Genomic DNA, 17,596 nt, shown 5'->3' on the forward strand with positions numbered 1-17,596 from the left:
TATATTACGCTTTCCTCTTTCAGAGTCAACCCGTTTTTCAGGATTTTTCTCTTCAACCGAACCGGCTGTTTGTGTGAAGTGATTCACATCTGCCGTGTCGATGGAGGCGCATTATAGGGAGTTCTCGAGCGCCCGCAATAGAAAAATGGCAGAAAAATGACTGACTGCTGCATTCCCCAGCAAAACCCCGCTTTATACCTCTTTACACACAGAATTATCCACAGGAGAGCGTCAAAACATGACCGAACGCCCCGCGGATCGGCAGCTACATAGAAGGAGAACCATCGGCCTAAAGAGAAAGATAAAAATTCGCGAGCGTTGCGCAAACGTTTTCGTTACAATGCCGCGCTATGACACGGATGCCCGGTTGGGTGCGTTAGGTGAGTTTTTAGGCAAAAACTCACCTAACGCTCTCTGTAATGTTCAAATCCTGGGGATTTAATACCATGCAACAACGTCGTCCAGTCCGCCGCGCTCTGCTCAGTGTTTCTGACAAGGCCGGTATCGTCGAATTCGCGCAGGCGCTTTCCGCTCGTGGTGTCGAGCTGCTGTCCACCGGCGGCACCGCCCGCCTGCTGGCAGATAAAGGCCTGCCGGTAACCGAAGTCTCTGACTACACCGGTTTCCCGGAAATGATGGATGGACGCGTGAAGACCCTGCATCCGAAAGTACACGGCGGCATCCTCGGTCGTCGCGGTCAGGATGATGGCATCATGCAGCAGCACGGTATCGCGCCTATCGATATGGTGGTCGTTAACCTCTATCCGTTTGCCCAAACCGTCGCGCGTGAAGGCTGCTCGCTGGAAGACGCGGTGGAAAACATCGATATCGGCGGCCCAACCATGGTCCGCTCCGCGGCGAAGAACCACAAAGATGTCGCCATCGTGGTGAAGAGCAGCGACTACACCGCCATCATTAATGAAATGGACGCCAACGAAGGCTCCCTGACGCTGGACACCCGCTTCGACCTCGCCATTAAAGCCTTCGAACACACCGCCGCGTACGACAGCATGATCGCCAACTACTTCGGCAGCATGGTTCCGGCCTATCACGGCGAAAGCAAAGAAGCCGCTGGCCGCTTCCCACGCACCCTGAATCTGAACTTCATTAAGAAGCAGGATATGCGCTACGGCGAAAACAGCCACCAGCAGGCTGCCTTCTATATAGAAGAGAATGTCAAAGAAGCTTCCGTGGCAACCGCTACCCAGCTGCAGGGTAAAGCGCTCTCCTATAACAATATTGCCGATACCGATGCGGCGCTGGAGTGCGTGAAAGAGTTCAACGAACCGGCCTGCGTGATCGTTAAGCACGCTAACCCGTGCGGCGTTGCCGTCAGCGACTCGATCCTTGACGCCTACGATCGCGCATACAAAACCGACCCGACCTCCGCGTTCGGCGGCATCATCGCCTTCAACCGCGAACTGGATGCCGACACCGCGCAGGCGATCATCTCTCGCCAGTTTGTCGAGGTGATCATCGCCCCGTCCGCCAGCGAAGAAGCGCTGAAAATCACTGCCGCGAAGCAGAACGTCCGCGTACTGACCTGCGGTCAGTGGGAAGCGCGCGTTGCCGGTCTCGATTTCAAACGTGTCAACGGCGGCCTGCTGGTTCAGGACCGCGATCTCGGTATGGTCACCGCAGGCGAACTGCGAGTGGTCAGTAAACGTCAGCCGAGCGAGCAAGAGCTGCGCGATGCGCTGTTCTGCTGGAAAGTGGCGAAATTCGTCAAATCCAACGCCATCGTGTATGCCAAAGACAATATGACCATCGGCATAGGCGCCGGCCAGATGAGCCGCGTCTACTCGGCGAAAATTGCCGGGATTAAAGCAGGTGACGAAGGTCTGGAAGTGAAAGGCTCCGCCATGGCCTCCGATGCCTTCTTCCCGTTCCGCGACGGGATTGACGCCGCGGCTGCGGTCGGCATCACCTGCGTTATCCAGCCGGGCGGCTCTATCCGCGACGACGAAGTGATTGCCGCCGCTGACGAACACGGCATCGCCATGATCTTCACCGATATGCGCCACTTCCGCCATTAATTCATGGAGCTGCAGATGAAAGTATTAGTAATCGGCAACGGCGGGCGTGAACACGCCCTGGCCTGGAAAGCGGCCCAATCGCCGCTGGTTGATACCGTCTACGTTGCGCCGGGCAACGCAGGTACCGCGCTGGAGCCGTCGCTGCAAAACGTCGCCATCGGCGTCACCGATATTCCGGCGCTGCTGCGCTTCGCTCAGGATGAAAATATCGACCTGACCATCGTTGGTCCGGAAGCGCCGCTGGTCATTGGCGTGGTCGACGCGTTCCGTGCCGCCGGGCTCGCCATCTTTGGGCCAACCGAAGGCGCGGCGCAGCTGGAAGGCTCAAAAGCCTTCACCAAAGATTTCCTCGCCCGTCATCATATCCCGACGGCGGAATACCAGAACTTCACCGAGGTCGAGCCTGCGCTGGCTTATCTGCGGGAGAAAGGCGCGCCGATCGTCATCAAAGCCGACGGTCTGGCGGCGGGTAAAGGCGTTATCGTGGCGATGACCCTTGAGGAAGCCGAAGCGGCGGTCAAAGACATGCTGGCCGGTAACGCCTTTGGCGACGCCGGACACCGCATCGTCATTGAAGAGTTCCTCGATGGCGAAGAGGCCAGCTTCATTGTGATGGTCGACGGCGAGCACGTCCTGCCGATGGCCACCAGCCAGGATCACAAACGCGTCGGCAACGGCGATACCGGCCCGAACACCGGTGGGATGGGCGCTTATTCTCCGGCGCCGGTCGTGACTGATGAAGTCCATCAGCGCACCATGGAGCGTATTATCTGGCCAACCGTGAAGGGCATGGCCGCGGAAGGCAACACCTATACCGGTTTCCTGTATGCCGGTCTGATGATCGACAAGCAGGGCAACCCAAAGGTCATTGAGTTCAACTGCCGCTTTGGCGATCCGGAAACCCAGCCGATCATGCTGCGCATGAAATCTGACCTGGTAGCGCTGTGCCTCGCCGCCTGCGCCGGCAAGCTGGATGAGAAAACCTCCGAGTGGGATGACCGCGCATCGCTGGGGGTAGTGGTTGCCGCCGGCGGCTATCCGGGCAACTACAACACGGGCGATGAGATCCATGGCCTGCCGCAGCAGGAAGCGGCAGACGGTAAAGTCTTCCACGCCGGCACGAAACTGTCTGACGACCAGCGCGTGGTCACCAACGGCGGGCGCGTACTGTGCGTCACCGCCCTGGGCGATACCGTAGCGCAGGCGCAGCAGCGCGCCTATCAGCTGCTGACCGATATTCGCTGGGATGGCAGCTTTAGCCGAAACGATATCGGCTGGCGCGCCATTGAGCGCGAAAAGGCTAACGGCTAAGTTTCGCCAACAGCGTTTTCCGCGTAATGCCTAACTGACGGGCGGCTTCGGTTTTGTTGCCGCCCGTTTTTTCCAGCGCCGCCAGAATCACCTCTTTTTCGACTTCCACTAGCGGCTGAATCAGCCCCTCCTCGCTCCCGCCTGACGGCAGCGGCGTACCCGCGATCGCCAGCGGCAATTCCCGCCCGGAGATATAGTCCCCGGTCAGTAGCACCACCGCCCGCTCCACCGCGTTTTCCAGCTCGCGAATGTTACCCGGCCAGGAGTAGTGGATCAGCAGGTCCATCGCCTGTGGCGTGAACCCCTTTACCGCCTTACGATTGCGTTCGGCATAGCGTTTGAGAAAGTGCTGCGCCAGCGGCGGAATATCTTCCCGGCGCCGGCGCAGAGGCGGCATCTCAATAGTCACGACGTTCAGCCGGTAATAGAGATCCTGGCGAAAACGCCCGGCGCTTACCTCTTCCGCGAGGTTGCGGTGGGTGGCGGCGATCAGCCGCACATCAACGGCAAGCGTCTGGTTGCTGCCGACCCGCTGCACCTCCCGCTCCTGAATCGCCCGCAGCAGCCGGACCTGCATCAATGGCGAGATATCGCCAATTTCATCGAGGAACAGCGTGCCGCCATCCGCTTCGACAAAGCGCCCTTCACGTCGCCTATCCGCGCCGGTAAACGCCCCTTTTTCATGGCCGAAGAGTTCCGACTCCAGTAGCGACTCATTCAGCGCCGCGCAGTTGAGCGTCACCAGCGGCTTATCACCGCGCCCGCTGCAGGCGTGGATGGCGCGCGCCACCAGTTCCTTACCGGTTCCCGACTCTCCATAGATCAGCACCGTCGCATCCGAAGGGGCTACCAGCGTAATATTATTAAGAAGCGCCTGCATCGCCGGGCTGTCGCCTATCATGCCCCAACGCGAACTCGCTGCGGCGGGGTGTTCGCCCTCGCTATGCCGGGTGTGTGCCAGCGCCTGGACTAACGTCTGCTGTAACGTGTCAAAATCCAGCGGTTTAATCAGATAATCCAGCGCCCCGGACTTGATGGCCTCCACCGCCGTATCGACGCTGGAGAATGCCGTCATGATCAGCACCGGGATCGCCGGGTTATAGGCTTTAATCTCTTTTAATGTCGCGATACCGTCCATCTCCGCCATGCGAATATCGCACAGCACCAGGTCGAAGACCTGCTGATGGATCAGCTCCAGCGCCTGCAGGCCGTTGTGGGCTAATACCACCTGATAGCCCCAGCCGCGCAGCAGCGCCTGCAGGATCGTGCAGTGGCTGATGTCATCATCGACAACCAGAATCTGTACCTTATCGCTGCTCATCTTCCCTCCGTTGAGCATCAATCGGTAGCCAAAGCGTAAATATCGCTCCGGCCCCCGGCTGACTTTCGGCGCGGATCGTCCCGCCATGTTGTTCGATAATATTCTGCACCACCGCCAGCCCCAGCCCGGTGCCGTCCGCTTTGGTGGTGAAATAGGGGGTGAAGATGGCCTGCAGCTCTTCGGCAGTCATCCCTTTACCGCTATCTGCGACGACGATTTTCATCCGCTGACGGTCAGCTTCGCTTGCCGATACGCGAATGACGCCGTCACGGCCAATCGCCTGCATCGCGTTCAGGTACAGGTTCAACAGCACCTGGTTCAGGCGGTCGGCATCGGCGTTGATCGTGGAGAGCTCCGGGCGCGGAGTGAATTGCAGCGCGATCCCGCGACTCTGCGCATCCTGGCTGATCAGCTGTAATGAGTGGTGGATAAGCGCGTTGATATCCACCGGCTGATAATTTAAATGCGCGGGCCGGACCAGCTCCAGCAGTTCGCTGACCACCCGGTTCAGGCGGTCGGCCTCTTTGGCCATCACCCGCGCTAACTGATGCGACTCGCCGCCCGGCGGCGTGCGCTCGGCAAAATATTTCGCCAGCCCTTTAATCGACGAGAGTGGATTGCGGATCTCATGCGCCACGCCCGCCGCCAGATGGCCAAGCGCCACCAGTTTCTCTTTGCGGGCCATCGCCTCCAGCAGTTGTTTCCGCGAGCGGCGATAGCGGCGGAACCAGAACTGGGCGAGGATCGTTGCCGCTGTCACCAGCGCGGCGGCGCCCAGCATGATGACCATATTCCGCTGCCCGCGGGCCTGCGCGGCATCCAGCTCACGGCTATCAAAGGCGATAAAAATCACCTGCGGGACGGTGGCTTGAGCCAGGGCGCTGTCGCCGCGATTCATCATGCCCCTATGGTGGCCGCGGGCCGGATTGAGCGGGCGAAACTGGCGATAGACCTCCATGGCCGGCTGCGGCTCGCTAAGCCGCCGCCAGCGCGCCTGTTCGCCAACCGCCAGCGCACGCATCTGCGCGGGGCTGTAGAGCGTTTGGCCCACCTGCTGCGGATCGCTGTGAGCGATGATGCTGCCATTGTCATCAGTCACCGCGAACCACAGGACGCCCGGCTGCCAGGCCATCTCTTCCAGCAGGGCCTGCAGCTGCGCGTGATGCATCCGCATTCCCATGCCGACGCGCGTGCCGGACTCCAGCGCGCGGATCAGTACGCTCCCCTTCTCCTCAATAGTGTGTCGGGCGGCGGTCGTCTCACGACCGTAATCGCGGACGATCATCGCGGAGAACAGCACCACCAGCAGCACCACCGTACCGGTCAGCAGCCAGCTCAGCGCGCCAGCGGCAGCGTCCCGGGAAAAAGGTTTGATCTTCATCGGCGAGTCCTTGTCATCTCCTTTTCGCTATCAGCAGGATCTTTCAGCAGAAATCATGCCATGTTTCCGCACGGCCAAACCTGCTCTCAAACATATCGCCTGCGCTTTAGCGAGTAAAAATGACTCGCCGGTCCCGGGCGGAACGGGTCATTTTTACTCGCCTTCTCTGCCACGGCCTCGGCAGACCTGTTCGGACGGGCTTTTTCAGGCTGGCATGGAAGATGCAATACCGAGAGAAACCACACAGGAGAAAATGCCATGAAACGGAACCGTAACTTATCTCTCGCCCTCGTCACCCTTGCCGCGCTGTCCTTCGGCAGCAACGCGGCCTGGGCCAACCACCACTGGGGCAACAATAACGGGATGGGCAACCAGGGCTACAGCCAGCTGACCCAGGAGCAGCAGGCTACCGCGCAAAAGCTGCATAATGACTACTATGCGCAAACCAGCGCCCTTCGCCAGCAGCTGCAGTCCAAACGCTATGAGTACAATGCGCTGCTCACGGCGCAAAAGCCGGACAGCGGCAAGATTGAAGCCGTCGCTCAGGAGATGGAAGGCTTACGCCAGAAGCTGGATCAGCAGCGGGTGAAATTTGATCTCGCGCTGGCTGAGGCAGGCGTTCCCCGCGGCGCAGGCATGGGATATGGCGGCTGTCGCGGTAGCGGCGGCGGTCATATGGGCATGAATCACTGGTAAAGGTTAGAAGCTTTTTTCCGTCGGCTGCCAGGTGCAGAAGTTTTCATTGGCCACCAGCAGCAGTTGAGAGCCTTCCGGCGCCTCAAGCCAGGCAATGCTCACCGCGGCGGAAGCGTGGCTCTGGCGGCGTTCAATGTGCGCCAGCGCCCGACTATCGAGGTCGGGCGTCACCGTCTGCCCTTCGCAGGTCAGCACGGTATGCGCGGCGGCGTTCCAGCGCCCCTGACGCAGGACGACCCGACCCTGACGGAGGGCGTCGCTGGTCTGGCGGATCTGCTCGGCGCGATAACGGTACAGCGCGACCTGGTCGCTGGAGAGCTGCTGCTTCTGCCCGTCAACTTCCCGCTGCATAAAGCTCAGATCGCCCTGCGCGTCAAAGCGGGCGCGAATATGTTCCGGCGGCTTGCCGTAAACATTGAGTTCAATAAGCGTCAGCTGATCGCCCTGCCAGCGATATTCGCTGGTCGAGGTGTCCCCGTGACGCCACGGGCTGAAGGCGGCGAGAAGATGGACTTCATCGCCAGAATCTTTACGCCAGATACGCATCGCCCCCTGGTTGTCCGCATAACCGCTGGCGGTAAACGGTGGTAGCGACGCGTTATGGCTGCAGGCAGTTAGCAACAGGATGCCCGCCAGCGCCAGAGGCCGGCGCCAGACAGACAAAAGGGGCTTAATAGCCCCTTCGATAAAACTGTTCACTGCCACGCGGTCTTACTTAACTGCGTCTTTCAGTGCTTTGCCAGAAACAAATGCCGGCACGTTAGCTGCAGCGATTTTGATCTCTTTACCGGTCTGCGGGTTGCGGCCAGTACGCTCAGCGCGGTGGTTCACTTTGAAGGTACCGAAACCAACCAGTTGAACAGCATCACCTTCTTTCAGAGACTCAGTAATTGCAGCCAGGGTAGATTCCAGGGCAGCTTTAGCCTGTGCTTTGGACAGGTCAGCTTTGTCCGCAATTACATCAATCAGTTGAGTCTTGTTCATAAGTTATCCTTACAATGTGTTTATCGCTTGCTAAGCATCGAGTGCGACGGAAATGCCAAAAAAGCACCCTCCTGCATACACGCACCGATAGCCACTTTTTTTCGCCCTCCAAATGTAGACCAGACGGGGGGCGGAATGGAAGCCTTCAGACGCTACAATTCAGGCGGTAAATCACGTTTTCTGGTCTCACTGCTGAAAATTTATACCAATATTGCTCTCGCCGGCCTCACGCAGGTCCGCGCGCAGGCCTTTTATCAGCTCAAGGTCACGCTCTTCGCAGTCGGCCAGCAGGCGGAAAATTTCCCACTGAATGTCCCATTCCTGCTCTACCGCCGGGTTCGCTTTCAGCTCTTCGTCGGTCATTTCGCGGCCTTCCTGGGTCATTTCCAGCATCGCCACGGTGGTGATGGAGGTTTTGCTCACCTCGATCGCGTGCTCGAGCGTTTCGCCGCTCAGACGGGAATGGATCAGTTCGCTCAACGCCACGCAGGCGTCTATGGCCGGATAAACACCGTACAGGTCGAAATCATCTGCCGCCGGGATCGCCTCTTCCAGTTTCTCCAGCTGACTGTCGAAATTCACCTTCGCATCTTTGACCGTCAGCGTTTCCCAGATCAGATCCAGGATACGACGGTACAGCTGGCCGTCGCCAAACTCGGTTTGCTTGCAGAACATCGCGTAGTTGGGGTACATACGCTCGCACAGGCAGGCCATAAAAGTGACATGCTGCCAGCTTTCCAGCTTCTCCAGGCGCAGGTGAATCGGGTTTTGTAACATGATGAATTCTCGAAGTCAGAAATTAGGCGCAGTGTACCTGAATCAGCTGTGATTTGCTTGCCAACGCACAAATGACGGACGACGGGACGCCACCGCATCAGCCCAGCGCGTCGGCTCGGGCAGACGATAGCCTCGCATGCAGCGTTCGACCCACATTAAGGCGCTGTCCATGCCCACCCGGTGGCCGGTGCTAATAAACAGCGGGTTGCAGCGGACTTTACTGCGCCAGACCCAGGCCAGTTGTTCATTTTTATCCATCAGCGGGGCCAGCGCGCCGGGGGCATCACCCAGTTCGCCGATTTTTCCACACAGCCGTTTTTTCGCCACCCCGATGGTCGGCACGTCGATCATCAGGCCAAAATGGCTGGCGACGCCCAGCCGCCGGGGATGGGAAATACCGTGTCCGTCAACAAACAACAGGTCCGGTTTTTGCGAAAGCTGCTCCCACGCCGCCAGCAGCGCAGGCGTTTCGCGAAACGAGAGAAAGCCGGGAATATAGGGCATGGAGGTGGCGACGCGCGCCACCTGATACTCCACCAGCTCCAGTTCAGGCCAGGTCAGCAGCACCATCGCAGCTCGGGTGACTTCCCCTTCCTGCTCAAACCCGACATCCGCACCGCCGATCAATACTGGCGGGTCGCGATCCAGTCGATCCGCCCGCTCTACCGACGCGGCTAACTGTTGCTGTTGGATACGGAGTGCGGCTAAATCCATATGGCTGATCTCCTACTGGTGATAGGGTGCGGAAAGACGATGCACCGCTTCAACAAAGACGCCCGCATGCTCAGGGTCAACGTCCTGATGGATGCCGTGGCCGAGGTTAAAGACGTGGCCTTCCCCCTGACCAAAGCCGGCGAGGATGGTCGCGACTTCTTCTTCAATACGCGCGGCGGGCGCATAGAGCATGGACGGATCCATGTTGCCCTGCAGCGCGACTTTGTTGCCCACGCGACGACGGGCATCGGCAATATCGGTGGTCCAGTCGAGACCCAGCGCGTCACAGCCGGTCTCCGCCATCGCTTCCAGCCACTGACCGCCGCCTTTGGTGAACAGCGTCACCGGCACGCGGCGGCCTTCGTTTTCCCGCAGCAGGCCATCGACGATTTTATGCATGTAGTAGAGGGAGAATTGCTGGTAGTCGCGGCCGGTCAGCACCCCGCCCCAGGTGTCAAAAATCATCACCGACTGCGCGCCGGCTTTGATCTGCGCGTTGAGATACAGGGTGACGCTCTTCGCCAGCTTATCCAGCAGCGCGTGCAGCGCCTGCGGGTCGGCGTACATCATCTTTTTGATGACGGTGAAAGCCTTGCTGCTGCCGCCTTCCACCATGTAGGTCGCCAGCGTCCATGGGCTACCGGAAAAACCGATCAGCGGCACTTCGCCTTTCAGTTCGCGGCGAATGGTGCGCACGGCATTCATCACGTAGCCCAGTTCCTGCTCGGGATCCGGGACTGGCAGCTTGTCGACGTCGGCTTTGCTTTTCACCGGCGAGGTGAAGCGCGGGCCTTCGCCTGCCTCAAAGTACAGCCCCAGCCCCATGGCGTCCGGGATGGTCAGGATGTCCGAAAAGAGGATCGCCGCGTCCAGCGGGTAACGACGCAGCGGCTGGAGCGTCACTTCGCAGGCCAGCTCGGCATTTTTACACAGCGACATAAAGTCGCCCGCTTGCGCACGGGTGGCTTTGTACTCCGGTAAATAGCGGCCCGCCTGGCGCATCATCCACACCGGGGTGACATCAACCGGCTGACGCAGCAGCGCGCGCAGGTAACGATCGTTCTTCAGTTCGGTCATTTTTACATTCCTTTAGCGTTGATACGCCCAGTGTAACATGTCACTCGAACTCTGCCCGACACATCGCGACGGTATCTTCGATAAGCCGGCGCGCCACCGTCCCCGGCGGCGGCAGAAGCGGCAGATCGTCATAGCGGTACCAGTCCGCGCTGAGTAACTCTTTTTTATCCACCACGATATCGCCCTCCGCGTAATCCGCCATAAAGGCAGTCATCAGCGACTGCGGGAACGGCCACGGTTGAGAAGTCACGTAGCGCAGATTTTTCACCCGGATACCGCTCTCCTCCATCACCTCACGGGCAACGGCCTGCTCGAGGGTTTCGCCGACCTCGACGAACCCGGCCAGCACGGTGTGTATCCCATTGCGATGTCGGGTATGTTGCGCCAGCAGGATCGCATCGTCGCGACGGATAGCGACGATAATGCACGGGGCAATTTGCGGGTAGTAACGTTCACGGCAGTGGCTGCACAGCATCGCCCATTCGCTTTTACTGGCATGCATCGGGTGACCGCAGTAGCCGCAAAATTTATGCGATCGATAAAATTCGGCGAGCTGGATCCCCCGTCCCGCCAGCTGAAAGAGTCCCGGATCCTGATCCAGCACCTGGCGTAACGATCCCATGTCATGGCGGCGATCCTGGCGCACCATCCACACCGGATCGCCCTGCCATTCGCCGATATGCAGCGCATGCTGGCCGACAAGATCGAAATTAACCGCTTCGCCATGTGGTAATTCTCCACCAGGCAACCATAATTTTTGTTCGTGACTGACAACCCACCAGCCGCGATCTAATTTTTCAATAATACGATCCATATCTATTGCACTACCTTTGCTTCACTGGCATGTTGTTAACATTATATTTACATTTTTGGTGAGCAGATTTAAATCAAAACTAGCGGAGTCAATCATGCTAAACCAGCTGGAAAATCTGACGGAGCGCGTTGGCGGTAGTAATGAACTGGTCGATCGCTGGCTACAAGTGCGTAAGCATCTGCTCGTGGCTTACTACAATCTGGTTGGCCTGAAACCGGGCAAAGAGTCGTTTATGCGGCTAAACGAAAAGGCGCTGGATGACTTTTGCCAAAGTCTGGTGGATTACCTCTCGTCCGGTCATTTTAGTATTTATGAACGCATTATTGGCGAAATGGAAGGCGATACCCCACTTTTAGCCGCCACCCGGCTTTACCCGCAGCTGGAAGCCAATACCCAGCAGATGATGGACTACTACGATACCTGCCTCGAAAACGCCATTGATCATGATAACTACCTTGAATTTCAGCAGGCGCTGTCGGATATCGGCGAGTCGCTGGAAGCGCGTTTCGCCCTGGAAGATAAACTGATCGCCCTCGCCGTCGCCCATCATCTGAACGATGAGGTGCGCGATAATATTGCCCCGACCGCTTGAGTTGTGTGCAATTAACGAGTAGTTTACCTTCATTCCCCCTCTCCGGAGGGGATGTCATCTTGTCGGAGTGCTTATTTTCCATGTGAAGGCTAACGTGGAAAAGGCTGAGACCGTTAATTCGGGATCCGCGGAACCTGATCAGGCTAATACCTGCGAAGGGAACAAGAGTAAACTGCTGTTCGCGTCAGTCCGTCAGGGCCGATCGCATCTGTTACTCCATCCGTCGTCTGACAAGCCATGTCCTTTTCATCTGGAATGCGCTATGTCTACTACCAAACTGACCCGTCGTGAGCTACGCGAGCACGCGCAGCGATTTATCGATACGCTGGAAGGCGCTGCTTTCCCTAATTCGCGCCGTATCTACATTCAAGGTTCACAAGCGGATATCCGCGTCCCAATGCGTGAAATCCAGCTCAGCCCAACCCTCGTCGGCGGCGATAACAATAACCCACAGTACGAAGCCAACGAACCGATCCCGGTGTATGACACCTCCGGACCTTATGGCGACCCGGATATTGGCATTAATGTCCGCCAGGGGCTGGCCAGGCTGCGCCAGCCGTGGATCGACGCGCGCAATGACTGCGCCCCGCTCAGCGAACGCAGCTCGGCCTATACCAAAGCGCGGCTGGCCGATGACGGCCTTGATGAGCTGCGCTTCAATAGCCAGCTGAAGCCAAAACGCGCCGTTGCCGGCAAATGTGTTACCCAACTGCACTACGCCCGCCAGGGGATCGTCACCCCGGAGATGGAGTTCATCGCCATTCGCGAAAACATGGGCCGCGAACGTATTCGCAGCGAAGTTCTGCGCCAGCAGCATGCCGGCGAAGGCTTCGGCGCCCGCCTGCCGGAAAACATTACCCCTGAGTTCGTCCGTGATGAAGTGGCCGCCGGGCGCGCCATCATCCCGGCCAATATCAACCACCCGGAGTCTGAGCCGATGATTATCGGCCGCAACTTCCTGGTAAAAGTGAATGCTAATATCGGCAACTCGGCGGTGACCTCCTCCATCGAAGAAGAGGTCGAGAAGCTGGTCTGGTCCACCCGCTGGGGCGCCGATACGGTGATGGATCTCTCCACCGGCCGTTATATCCACGAAACCCGCGAGTGGATCCTGCGTAACAGCCCGGTACCGATCGGCACCGTACCGATTTACCAGGCGCTGGAGAAAGTCAACGGCATCGCCGAGAACCTCACCTGGGAAGCCTTCCGCGATACCCTGCTGGAACAGGCCGAACAGGGGGTCGACTACTTCACCATTCACGCCGGCGTACTGCTGCGCTACGTCCCGATGACCGCGAAGCGTCTGACCGGCATCGTTTCACGCGGCGGCTCAATCATGGCCAAATGGTGCCTGTCGCACCATCAGGAAAACTTTCTCTACCAGCATTTCCGCGAAATCTGCGAAATCTGCGCCGCCTATGACGTGTCGCTGTCGCTGGGCGATGGCCTGCGCCCCGGCTCCATTCAGGATGCCAACGACGAAGCGCAGTTCTCCGAGCTGCGCACTCTCGGCGAGCTGACGAAAATCGCCTGGGAGTATGACGTGCAGGTGATGATCGAGGGCCCCGGCCACGTGCCGATGCAGATGATCCGCCGCAATATGACCGAAGAGCTGGAGCACTGCCACGAAGCGCCGTTCTACACCCTCGGGCCGCTCACCACCGACATTGCGCCGGGCTACGACCATTTCACCTCCGGCATCGGCGCGGCGATGATCGGCTGGTTCGGCTGCGCCATGCTGTGCTATGTCACGCCAAAAGAGCATCTCGGCCTGCCCAACAAAGAGGATGTGAAGCAGGGGTTGATTACCTACAAAATCGCCGCCCACGCCGCCGACCTGGCGAAAGGTCACCCCGGGGCGCAGATCCGCGATAACGCCATGTCGAAGGCGCGCTTTGAATTCCGCTGGGAAGACCAGTTTAACCTCGCGCTGGATCCGTTTACCGCCCGGGCCTATCACGATGAAACCCTGCCGCAGGAATCCGGCAAAGTTGCCCACTTCTGCTCCATGTGCGGTCCGAAATTCTGCTCAATGAAGATCACTCAGGAAGTCCGCGATTACGCCGCCAGACAGGCCATCGACGCCGGCATGGCCGATATGTCGCATCACTTCCGCGCCCGCGGCGGCGAAATCTACCTGAAACAGGAGGAAGTCTGATGTATCAGCCTGATTTTCCACCCGTCCCGTTTCGTCTCGGACTCTACCCGGTAGTGGACAGCGTGGCGTGGATTGAGCGCCTGCTCGAAGCCGGCGTGCGTACTATTCAGCTGCGCATCAAAGACCGACGCGACAGCGAGGTGGAGGATGACGTCATCGCCGCCATCGCCCTTGGCCGCCGCTATCACGCCCGGCTGTTCATTAACGATTACTGGCGACTGGCGATCAAGCACCAGGCCTACGGCGTGCATCTCGGACAAGAAGATCTGGAAACCACCGATCTGAGCGCCATCCGCCAAGCCGGGCTACGTCTGGGCGTCTCCACCCATGACGATATGGAGATTGATGTCGCCCTGGCGGCGCGCCCCTCTTACATCGCCCTGGGTCACGTCTTCCCGACGCAAACCAAACAGATGCCCTCCGCGCCGCAGGGGCTCGATCAGCTTGCCAGACATATCCAACGCCTGGCGGATTACCCCACCGTGGCGATCGGCGGAATTAGCCTTGAAAAGGCCCCGGCGGTGCTGGCGACCGGCGTCGGCAGCATCGCAGTGGTCAGCGCCATCACCCAGGCGGCGGACTGGCGGGCAGCGACCGACCAGCTGCTGGCGCTGGCGGGAGCGGGCGATGAATGATCACGACTTTATGCGCTATAGCCGTCAGCTGCTGCTGGAGGATATCGCCATCGAGGGGCAGCAGAAGCTGTTAGCCAGCCGGGTGCTGATTATCGGCCTTGGCGGGCTGGGCTCCCCGGCGGCGCTCTATCTGGCCGGGGCTGGCGTCGGGACGCTGACCCTGGCCGATGACGACGCCGTGCATCTCAGCAATCTGCAGCGGCAGATCCTGTTCACCAGCGCGGATATCGATCGGCCAAAAGCCGCGGCGGCAAAGACGCGGCTCAGCCAGCTAAATCCGCAGATCAAACTGGTTGCGCTCCAGCAGCGATTAAGCGGCGAGGCGCTGCGCGCCGAGGTGGCGAAAGCGGACGTGGTGCTGGACTGTACCGATAACATGGTCACCCGCCAGGCGATCAATGCCGCCTGCGTGGCCCTCGACATCCCGTTAGTGACCGCCAGCGCCGTCGGCTTCGGCGGTCAGCTGATGGTGCTCACCCCCCCCTGGACGCAGGGTTGCTATCGCTGCCTGTGGCCGGATAGCGACGAACCGCAGCGCAACTGCCGCACCGCGGGGATCGTCGGTCCGGTGGTCGGCATGATGGGCACGCTGCAGGCGCTGGAGGCCATTAAGCTGCTCAGCGGCATGACGACGCCGCGCAACACTCTGCGGCTGTTCGACGCCCGCACCAGCAACTGGCGTAACCTGGCGCTACAGCGTTCCCGGGACTGCCCGATTTGCGGAGGGCGGCATGCAGATCTGGTTTAACGACGAGCCGCTGGCGTGCGCCGACCATCTCAGCGTCAGCGCCCTGCTGACCCAGCTCGAACAGCTGCAGCCGGGCGTCGCGCTGGCGCTCAATCAACACATTCTGCCGCGCGACCGGTGGGAAGATCATCTCTTGCAGGAAGGCGATCGAGTCCTGCTTTTTCAGGTTATCGCTGGAGGCTGACATGTTACGTATTGCAGACAAAACATTTGAATCCCATCTTTTCACCGGTACCGGCAAATTCGCCGCCCCGGAGGTGATGGTTGAGGCGATTCGCGCCTCGGGCAGCCAGCTGGTCACCCTGGCGATGAAGCGCGTCGATTTACGTCAGCACAATGACGCCATCCTCGCCCCGCTGCTGGCGGCGGGAGTCAGCCTGCTGCCGAATACCTCGGGCGCCAAGACAGCGGAAGAGGCGGTGTTTGCCGCCCGCCTGGCGCGGGAAGCCTTGGGCACCCACTGGCTGAAACTGGAGATCCACCCGGACGCCCGCTGGCTGCTGCCCGACCCGATTGAAACCCTGAAAGCGGCGGAGCTGCTGGTCCGCGAAGGGTTCGTGGTGCTGCCCTACTGCGGCGCCGACCCGGTGCTGTGTAAACGGCTGGAAGAGGCTGGCTGCGCGGCGGTGATGCCTCTGGGCGCGCCGATCGGCTCCAATCAGGGGCTGGAAACCAAAGCCATGCTGGAGATTATTATCGAGCAGGCGACGGTGCCGGTGGTGGTCGACGCCGGCATCGGCGTCCCAAGCCATGCGGCGCAGGCGCTGGAAATGGGCGCGGACGCGGTGCTGGTCAATACCGCTATTGCCGTCGCCGACGATCCCGTGGCCATGGCCCACGCTTTCCGTATGGCGGTCGAGGCCGGCTTGCTGGCCCGTCAGGCCGGACCGGGGGCGCGCAGCGCGCAGGCGCAGGCCACCAGCCCGCTCACCGGATTCCTGGAGGCGCTGGCATGAAAACCTTCAGCGATCGCTGGCGGCAGCTGGAGTGGGACGACATCCGCCTGCGCATCAACGGTAAAACCGCCGCCGATGTCGAACGGGCGCTGGCAGCCAAACAGCTGACCCGCGACGACATGATGGCCCTGCTTTCGCCGGCGGCGGCCGGGTATCTTGAACCTCTGGCCCAGCGCGCGCAGCGGCTTACCCGTCAGCGCTTCGGCAATACCGTCAGCTTCTACGTGCCGCTGTATCTCTCCAACCTGTGCGCCAACGACTGCACCTACTGCGGCTTCTCGATGAGCAACCGCATTAAGCGCAAGACGCTGGATGCTGCCGAGATTGCCCGCGAGTGCGCCGCGATCCGCGACCTGGGCTTTGAGCATCTGCTGCTGGTGACCGGTGAGCATCAGGGCAAGGTGGGAATGGATTATTTCCGCCAGCACCTGCCGGCAATCCGCAGCCAGTTTGCCTCGCTGCATATGGAGGTGCAGCCGCTGGCGACCGACGAGTATGCCGAGCTGAAAACCCTGGGGCTCGACGGGGTGATGGTCTATCAGGAGACCTATCACGAAAGCATGTACGCTCAGCACCACCTGAAAGGGAAAAAGCAGGATTTCTTCTGGCGGCTGGATACGCCGGATCGCCTGGGCGAGGCGGGGATCGATAAGATCGGCCTTGGCGCGCTGATCGGCCTTTCCGACAGCTGGCGGGTGGATTGCTTTATGGTCGCTGAGCACCTGCTGTGGCTGCAGCAACGCTACTGGCGCAGCCGCTATTCGGTCTCCTTCCCGCGTCTGCGTCCCTGCGCCGGCGGCATTGAACCGGCCTCGCTAATGGATGAGCGTCAGCTGGTGCAGACCATCTGCGCCTTCCGCCTGCTGGCGCCGGAGGTTGAGCTGTCGCTATCCACCCGCGAATCTCCCTGGTTCCGCGACCGGGTGATCCCGCTGGCGATCAATAACGTCAGCGCCTTCTCCAAAACCCAGCCCGGGGGTTACGCCGACGACCATCCGGAGCTTGAGCAGTTCGCGCCGCACGATGACCGTCGGCCTGAAGAAGTCGCCAGCGCGCTGGCTGCCCGCGGCCTGCAGCCGGTGTGGAAAGACTGGGACAGCTGGCTGGGACGCGCCTCGCAAACCTCATGATGTACAGTGTAAGCGCCTGATATTTTTGCGCGCCTGCACGAGAGATGAAAAACGGAGGCTGGCCCGCCAGGCGCCCTTTTTCTATTCTGCCCTGGTCAGCAGCGGACGCTGACCAGGGCGAACTTTTTCTTCCTCATTTTCGCCCTGCCTCTCCGCGCTGATCGAGGGCCTGTACATTGTCGCCGAATATAAATCACGATACATGAAGGCCTCAGAGTTATAATTGAGCAATAGTTAACTGATTCGATCGGCAGGCGTCGCAGTCG

Annotated in this window: 18 protein-coding genes and 1 riboswitch; of the genes, 10 read left to right on the top strand and 8 right to left on the bottom strand. The window is 59.8% G+C overall.

What is annotated here, in order from left to right:
• Nucleotides 1-446 precede the first annotated feature (446 nt).
• On the top strand, nt 447-2,036 hold the full coding sequence (gene purH, locus ABLV54_RS22480) for a bifunctional phosphoribosylaminoimidazolecarboxamide formyltransferase/IMP cyclohydrolase (RefSeq protein WP_023291607.1): 1,590 nt from the start codon (nt 447-449) through the stop codon (nt 2,034-2,036).
• A 15-nt stretch (nt 2,037-2,051) separates the two neighbouring features.
• Nucleotides 2,052-3,347 (top strand): phosphoribosylamine--glycine ligase, encoded by a 1,296-nt coding sequence (purD, locus tag ABLV54_RS22485; protein ID WP_050534016.1) that lies wholly within the window; start codon nt 2,052-2,054, stop codon nt 3,345-3,347.
• Here purD and zraR read toward each other — a convergent pair.
• Entirely contained in the window at nt 3,337-4,668 is a 1,332-nt protein-coding gene (zraR, locus tag ABLV54_RS22490) for a sigma-54-dependent response regulator transcription factor ZraR (RefSeq protein WP_049014812.1), read from the bottom strand. The genes purD and zraR overlap by 11 nt on opposite strands.
• Entirely contained in the window at nt 4,655-6,049 is a 1,395-nt protein-coding gene (gene zraS, locus ABLV54_RS22495; protein WP_050533978.1) for a two-component system sensor histidine kinase ZraS, read from the bottom strand. The genes zraR and zraS overlap by 14 nt, the downstream gene beginning before the upstream one ends.
• Nucleotides 6,050-6,307: 258 nt before the next feature.
• On the opposite strand from zraS, the gene zraP reads away from it, so the two are divergent.
• Complete coding sequence (zraP, locus tag ABLV54_RS22500) at nt 6,308-6,745, top strand: zinc resistance sensor/chaperone ZraP (RefSeq protein WP_049014808.1); 438 nt, start codon at nt 6,308-6,310, stop codon at nt 6,743-6,745.
• A 3-nt stretch (nt 6,746-6,748) separates the two neighbouring features.
• On the opposite strand, the gene ABLV54_RS22505 is transcribed toward zraP, so the two are convergent.
• The 6 genes from ABLV54_RS22505 to nudC form a co-directional block, all read right to left on the bottom strand.
• Nucleotides 6,749-7,444, bottom strand: a complete 696-nt coding sequence (locus ABLV54_RS22505; protein ID WP_023319466.1) for a DUF1481 domain-containing protein — start codon at nt 7,442-7,444, stop codon at nt 6,749-6,751.
• Between the two features lie 12 nt (nt 7,445-7,456).
• Nucleotides 7,457-7,729, bottom strand: coding sequence for a nucleoid-associated protein HU-alpha (gene hupA / locus ABLV54_RS22510; protein ID WP_002884342.1), 273 nt, complete (start codon nt 7,727-7,729; stop codon nt 7,457-7,459).
• 186 nt (nt 7,730-7,915) lie between these two features.
• The gene (locus ABLV54_RS22515) at nt 7,916-8,506 is read right to left on the bottom strand and encodes a YjaG family protein (RefSeq protein ID WP_004206742.1); all 591 of its coding nucleotides are present in this window, start codon (nt 8,504-8,506) and stop codon (nt 7,916-7,918) included.
• Between the two features lie 42 nt (nt 8,507-8,548).
• Nucleotides 8,549-9,220, bottom strand: a complete 672-nt coding sequence (nfi, locus tag ABLV54_RS22520; RefSeq protein ID WP_023291601.1) for a deoxyribonuclease V — start codon at nt 9,218-9,220, stop codon at nt 8,549-8,551.
• 12 nt (nt 9,221-9,232) lie between these two features.
• The gene (hemE, locus tag ABLV54_RS22525) at nt 9,233-10,297 is read right to left on the bottom strand and encodes a uroporphyrinogen decarboxylase (protein WP_023291600.1); all 1,065 of its coding nucleotides are present in this window, start codon (nt 10,295-10,297) and stop codon (nt 9,233-9,235) included.
• Between the two features lie 40 nt (nt 10,298-10,337).
• A complete protein-coding gene (gene nudC, locus ABLV54_RS22530) occupies nt 10,338-11,111 on the bottom strand; it encodes an NAD(+) diphosphatase (protein WP_044524904.1) in 774 nt (257 codons plus the stop codon).
• A gap of 94 nt (nt 11,112-11,205) precedes the next feature.
• Here nudC and ABLV54_RS22535 point away from each other — a divergent pair, with 94 nt between their 5' ends.
• The 7 genes from ABLV54_RS22535 to thiH all read left to right on the top strand — a co-directional run bounded on the left by ABLV54_RS22535 (nt 11,206) and on the right by thiH (nt 17,330).
• Complete coding sequence (locus ABLV54_RS22535) at nt 11,206-11,703, top strand: Rsd/AlgQ family anti-sigma factor (protein ID WP_023291598.1); 498 nt, start codon at nt 11,206-11,208, stop codon at nt 11,701-11,703.
• Nucleotides 11,704-11,756: 53 nt separating this feature from the next.
• Nucleotides 11,757-11,881, top strand: a riboswitch (TPP riboswitch).
• 84 nt (nt 11,882-11,965) lie between these two features.
• Nucleotides 11,966-13,861 carry a phosphomethylpyrimidine synthase ThiC gene (gene thiC / locus ABLV54_RS22540; protein ID WP_050533979.1) on the top strand — a complete coding sequence of 632 codons (1,896 nt, stop codon included), beginning with the start codon at nt 11,966-11,968 and terminating at the stop codon, nt 13,859-13,861.
• Nucleotides 13,861-14,496, top strand: coding sequence for a thiamine phosphate synthase (gene thiE, locus ABLV54_RS22545; protein WP_023291596.1), 636 nt, complete (start codon nt 13,861-13,863; stop codon nt 14,494-14,496). Before thiC ends, thiE begins: the two co-directional genes overlap by 1 nt.
• Entirely contained in the window at nt 14,489-15,244 is a 756-nt protein-coding gene (gene thiF, locus ABLV54_RS22550; RefSeq protein ID WP_050533980.1) for a thiazole biosynthesis adenylyltransferase ThiF, read from the top strand. The genes thiE and thiF overlap by 8 nt, the downstream gene beginning before the upstream one ends.
• Nucleotides 15,228-15,428: a sulfur carrier protein ThiS gene (thiS, locus tag ABLV54_RS22555; protein ID WP_017901114.1), complete on the top strand. Its 201-nt coding sequence runs from the start codon at nt 15,228-15,230 to the stop codon at nt 15,426-15,428. Before thiF ends, thiS begins: the two co-directional genes overlap by 17 nt.
• Nucleotide 15,429: 1 nt before the next feature.
• Nucleotides 15,430-16,200, top strand: coding sequence for a thiazole synthase (thiG, locus tag ABLV54_RS22560; RefSeq protein ID WP_004206751.1), 771 nt, complete (start codon nt 15,430-15,432; stop codon nt 16,198-16,200).
• Nucleotides 16,197-17,330 carry a 2-iminoacetate synthase ThiH gene (gene thiH / locus ABLV54_RS22565; protein WP_023291594.1) on the top strand — a complete coding sequence of 378 codons (1,134 nt, stop codon included), beginning with the start codon at nt 16,197-16,199 and terminating at the stop codon, nt 17,328-17,330. Before thiG ends, thiH begins: the two co-directional genes overlap by 4 nt.
• Nucleotides 17,331-17,596: the final 266 nt, after the last annotated feature.

This window comes from Klebsiella sp. JB_Kp042, assembly GCF_040065275.1.
In the GTDB taxonomy this organism is placed as follows: domain Bacteria; phylum Pseudomonadota; class Gammaproteobacteria; order Enterobacterales; family Enterobacteriaceae; genus Klebsiella; species Klebsiella quasipneumoniae.

What these genes read in the sequence shown, in the direction of transcription:
- thiE (WP_023291596.1), top strand. Translation starts at nt 13,861, where the DNA reads ATGTATCAGCCTGATTTTCCACCCGTCCCGTTTCGTCTCGGACTCTAC.
- zraP (WP_049014808.1), top strand. Translation starts at nt 6,308, where the DNA reads ATGAAACGGAACCGTAACTTATCTCTCGCCCTCGTCACCCTTGCCGCG.
- nudC (WP_044524904.1), bottom strand. Translation starts at nt 11,111, where the DNA reads ATGGATCGTATTATTGAAAAATTAGATCGCGGCTGGTGGGTTGTCAGT.
- zraS (WP_050533978.1), bottom strand. Translation starts at nt 6,049, where the DNA reads ATGAAGATCAAACCTTTTTCCCGGGACGCTGCCGCTGGCGCGCTGAGC.
- hupA (WP_002884342.1), bottom strand. Translation starts at nt 7,729, where the DNA reads ATGAACAAGACTCAACTGATTGATGTAATTGCGGACAAAGCTGACCTG.
- hemE (WP_023291600.1), bottom strand. Translation starts at nt 10,297, where the DNA reads ATGACCGAACTGAAGAACGATCGTTACCTGCGCGCGCTGCTGCGTCAG.
- purH (WP_023291607.1), top strand. Translation starts at nt 447, where the DNA reads ATGCAACAACGTCGTCCAGTCCGCCGCGCTCTGCTCAGTGTTTCTGAC.
- thiH (WP_023291594.1), top strand. Translation starts at nt 16,197, where the DNA reads ATGAAAACCTTCAGCGATCGCTGGCGGCAGCTGGAGTGGGACGACATC.
- thiS (WP_017901114.1), top strand. Translation starts at nt 15,228, where the DNA reads ATGCAGATCTGGTTTAACGACGAGCCGCTGGCGTGCGCCGACCATCTC.
- ABLV54_RS22535 (WP_023291598.1), top strand. Translation starts at nt 11,206, where the DNA reads ATGCTAAACCAGCTGGAAAATCTGACGGAGCGCGTTGGCGGTAGTAAT.
- thiC (WP_050533979.1), top strand. Translation starts at nt 11,966, where the DNA reads ATGTCTACTACCAAACTGACCCGTCGTGAGCTACGCGAGCACGCGCAG.
- thiG (WP_004206751.1), top strand. Translation starts at nt 15,430, where the DNA reads ATGTTACGTATTGCAGACAAAACATTTGAATCCCATCTTTTCACCGGT.
- nfi (WP_023291601.1), bottom strand. Translation starts at nt 9,220, where the DNA reads ATGGATTTAGCCGCACTCCGTATCCAACAGCAACAGTTAGCCGCGTCG.
- thiF (WP_050533980.1), top strand. Translation starts at nt 14,489, where the DNA reads ATGAATGATCACGACTTTATGCGCTATAGCCGTCAGCTGCTGCTGGAG.
- ABLV54_RS22515 (WP_004206742.1), bottom strand. Translation starts at nt 8,506, where the DNA reads ATGTTACAAAACCCGATTCACCTGCGCCTGGAGAAGCTGGAAAGCTGG.
- zraR (WP_049014812.1), bottom strand. Translation starts at nt 4,668, where the DNA reads ATGAGCAGCGATAAGGTACAGATTCTGGTTGTCGATGATGACATCAGC.
- purD (WP_050534016.1), top strand. Translation starts at nt 2,052, where the DNA reads ATGAAAGTATTAGTAATCGGCAACGGCGGGCGTGAACACGCCCTGGCC.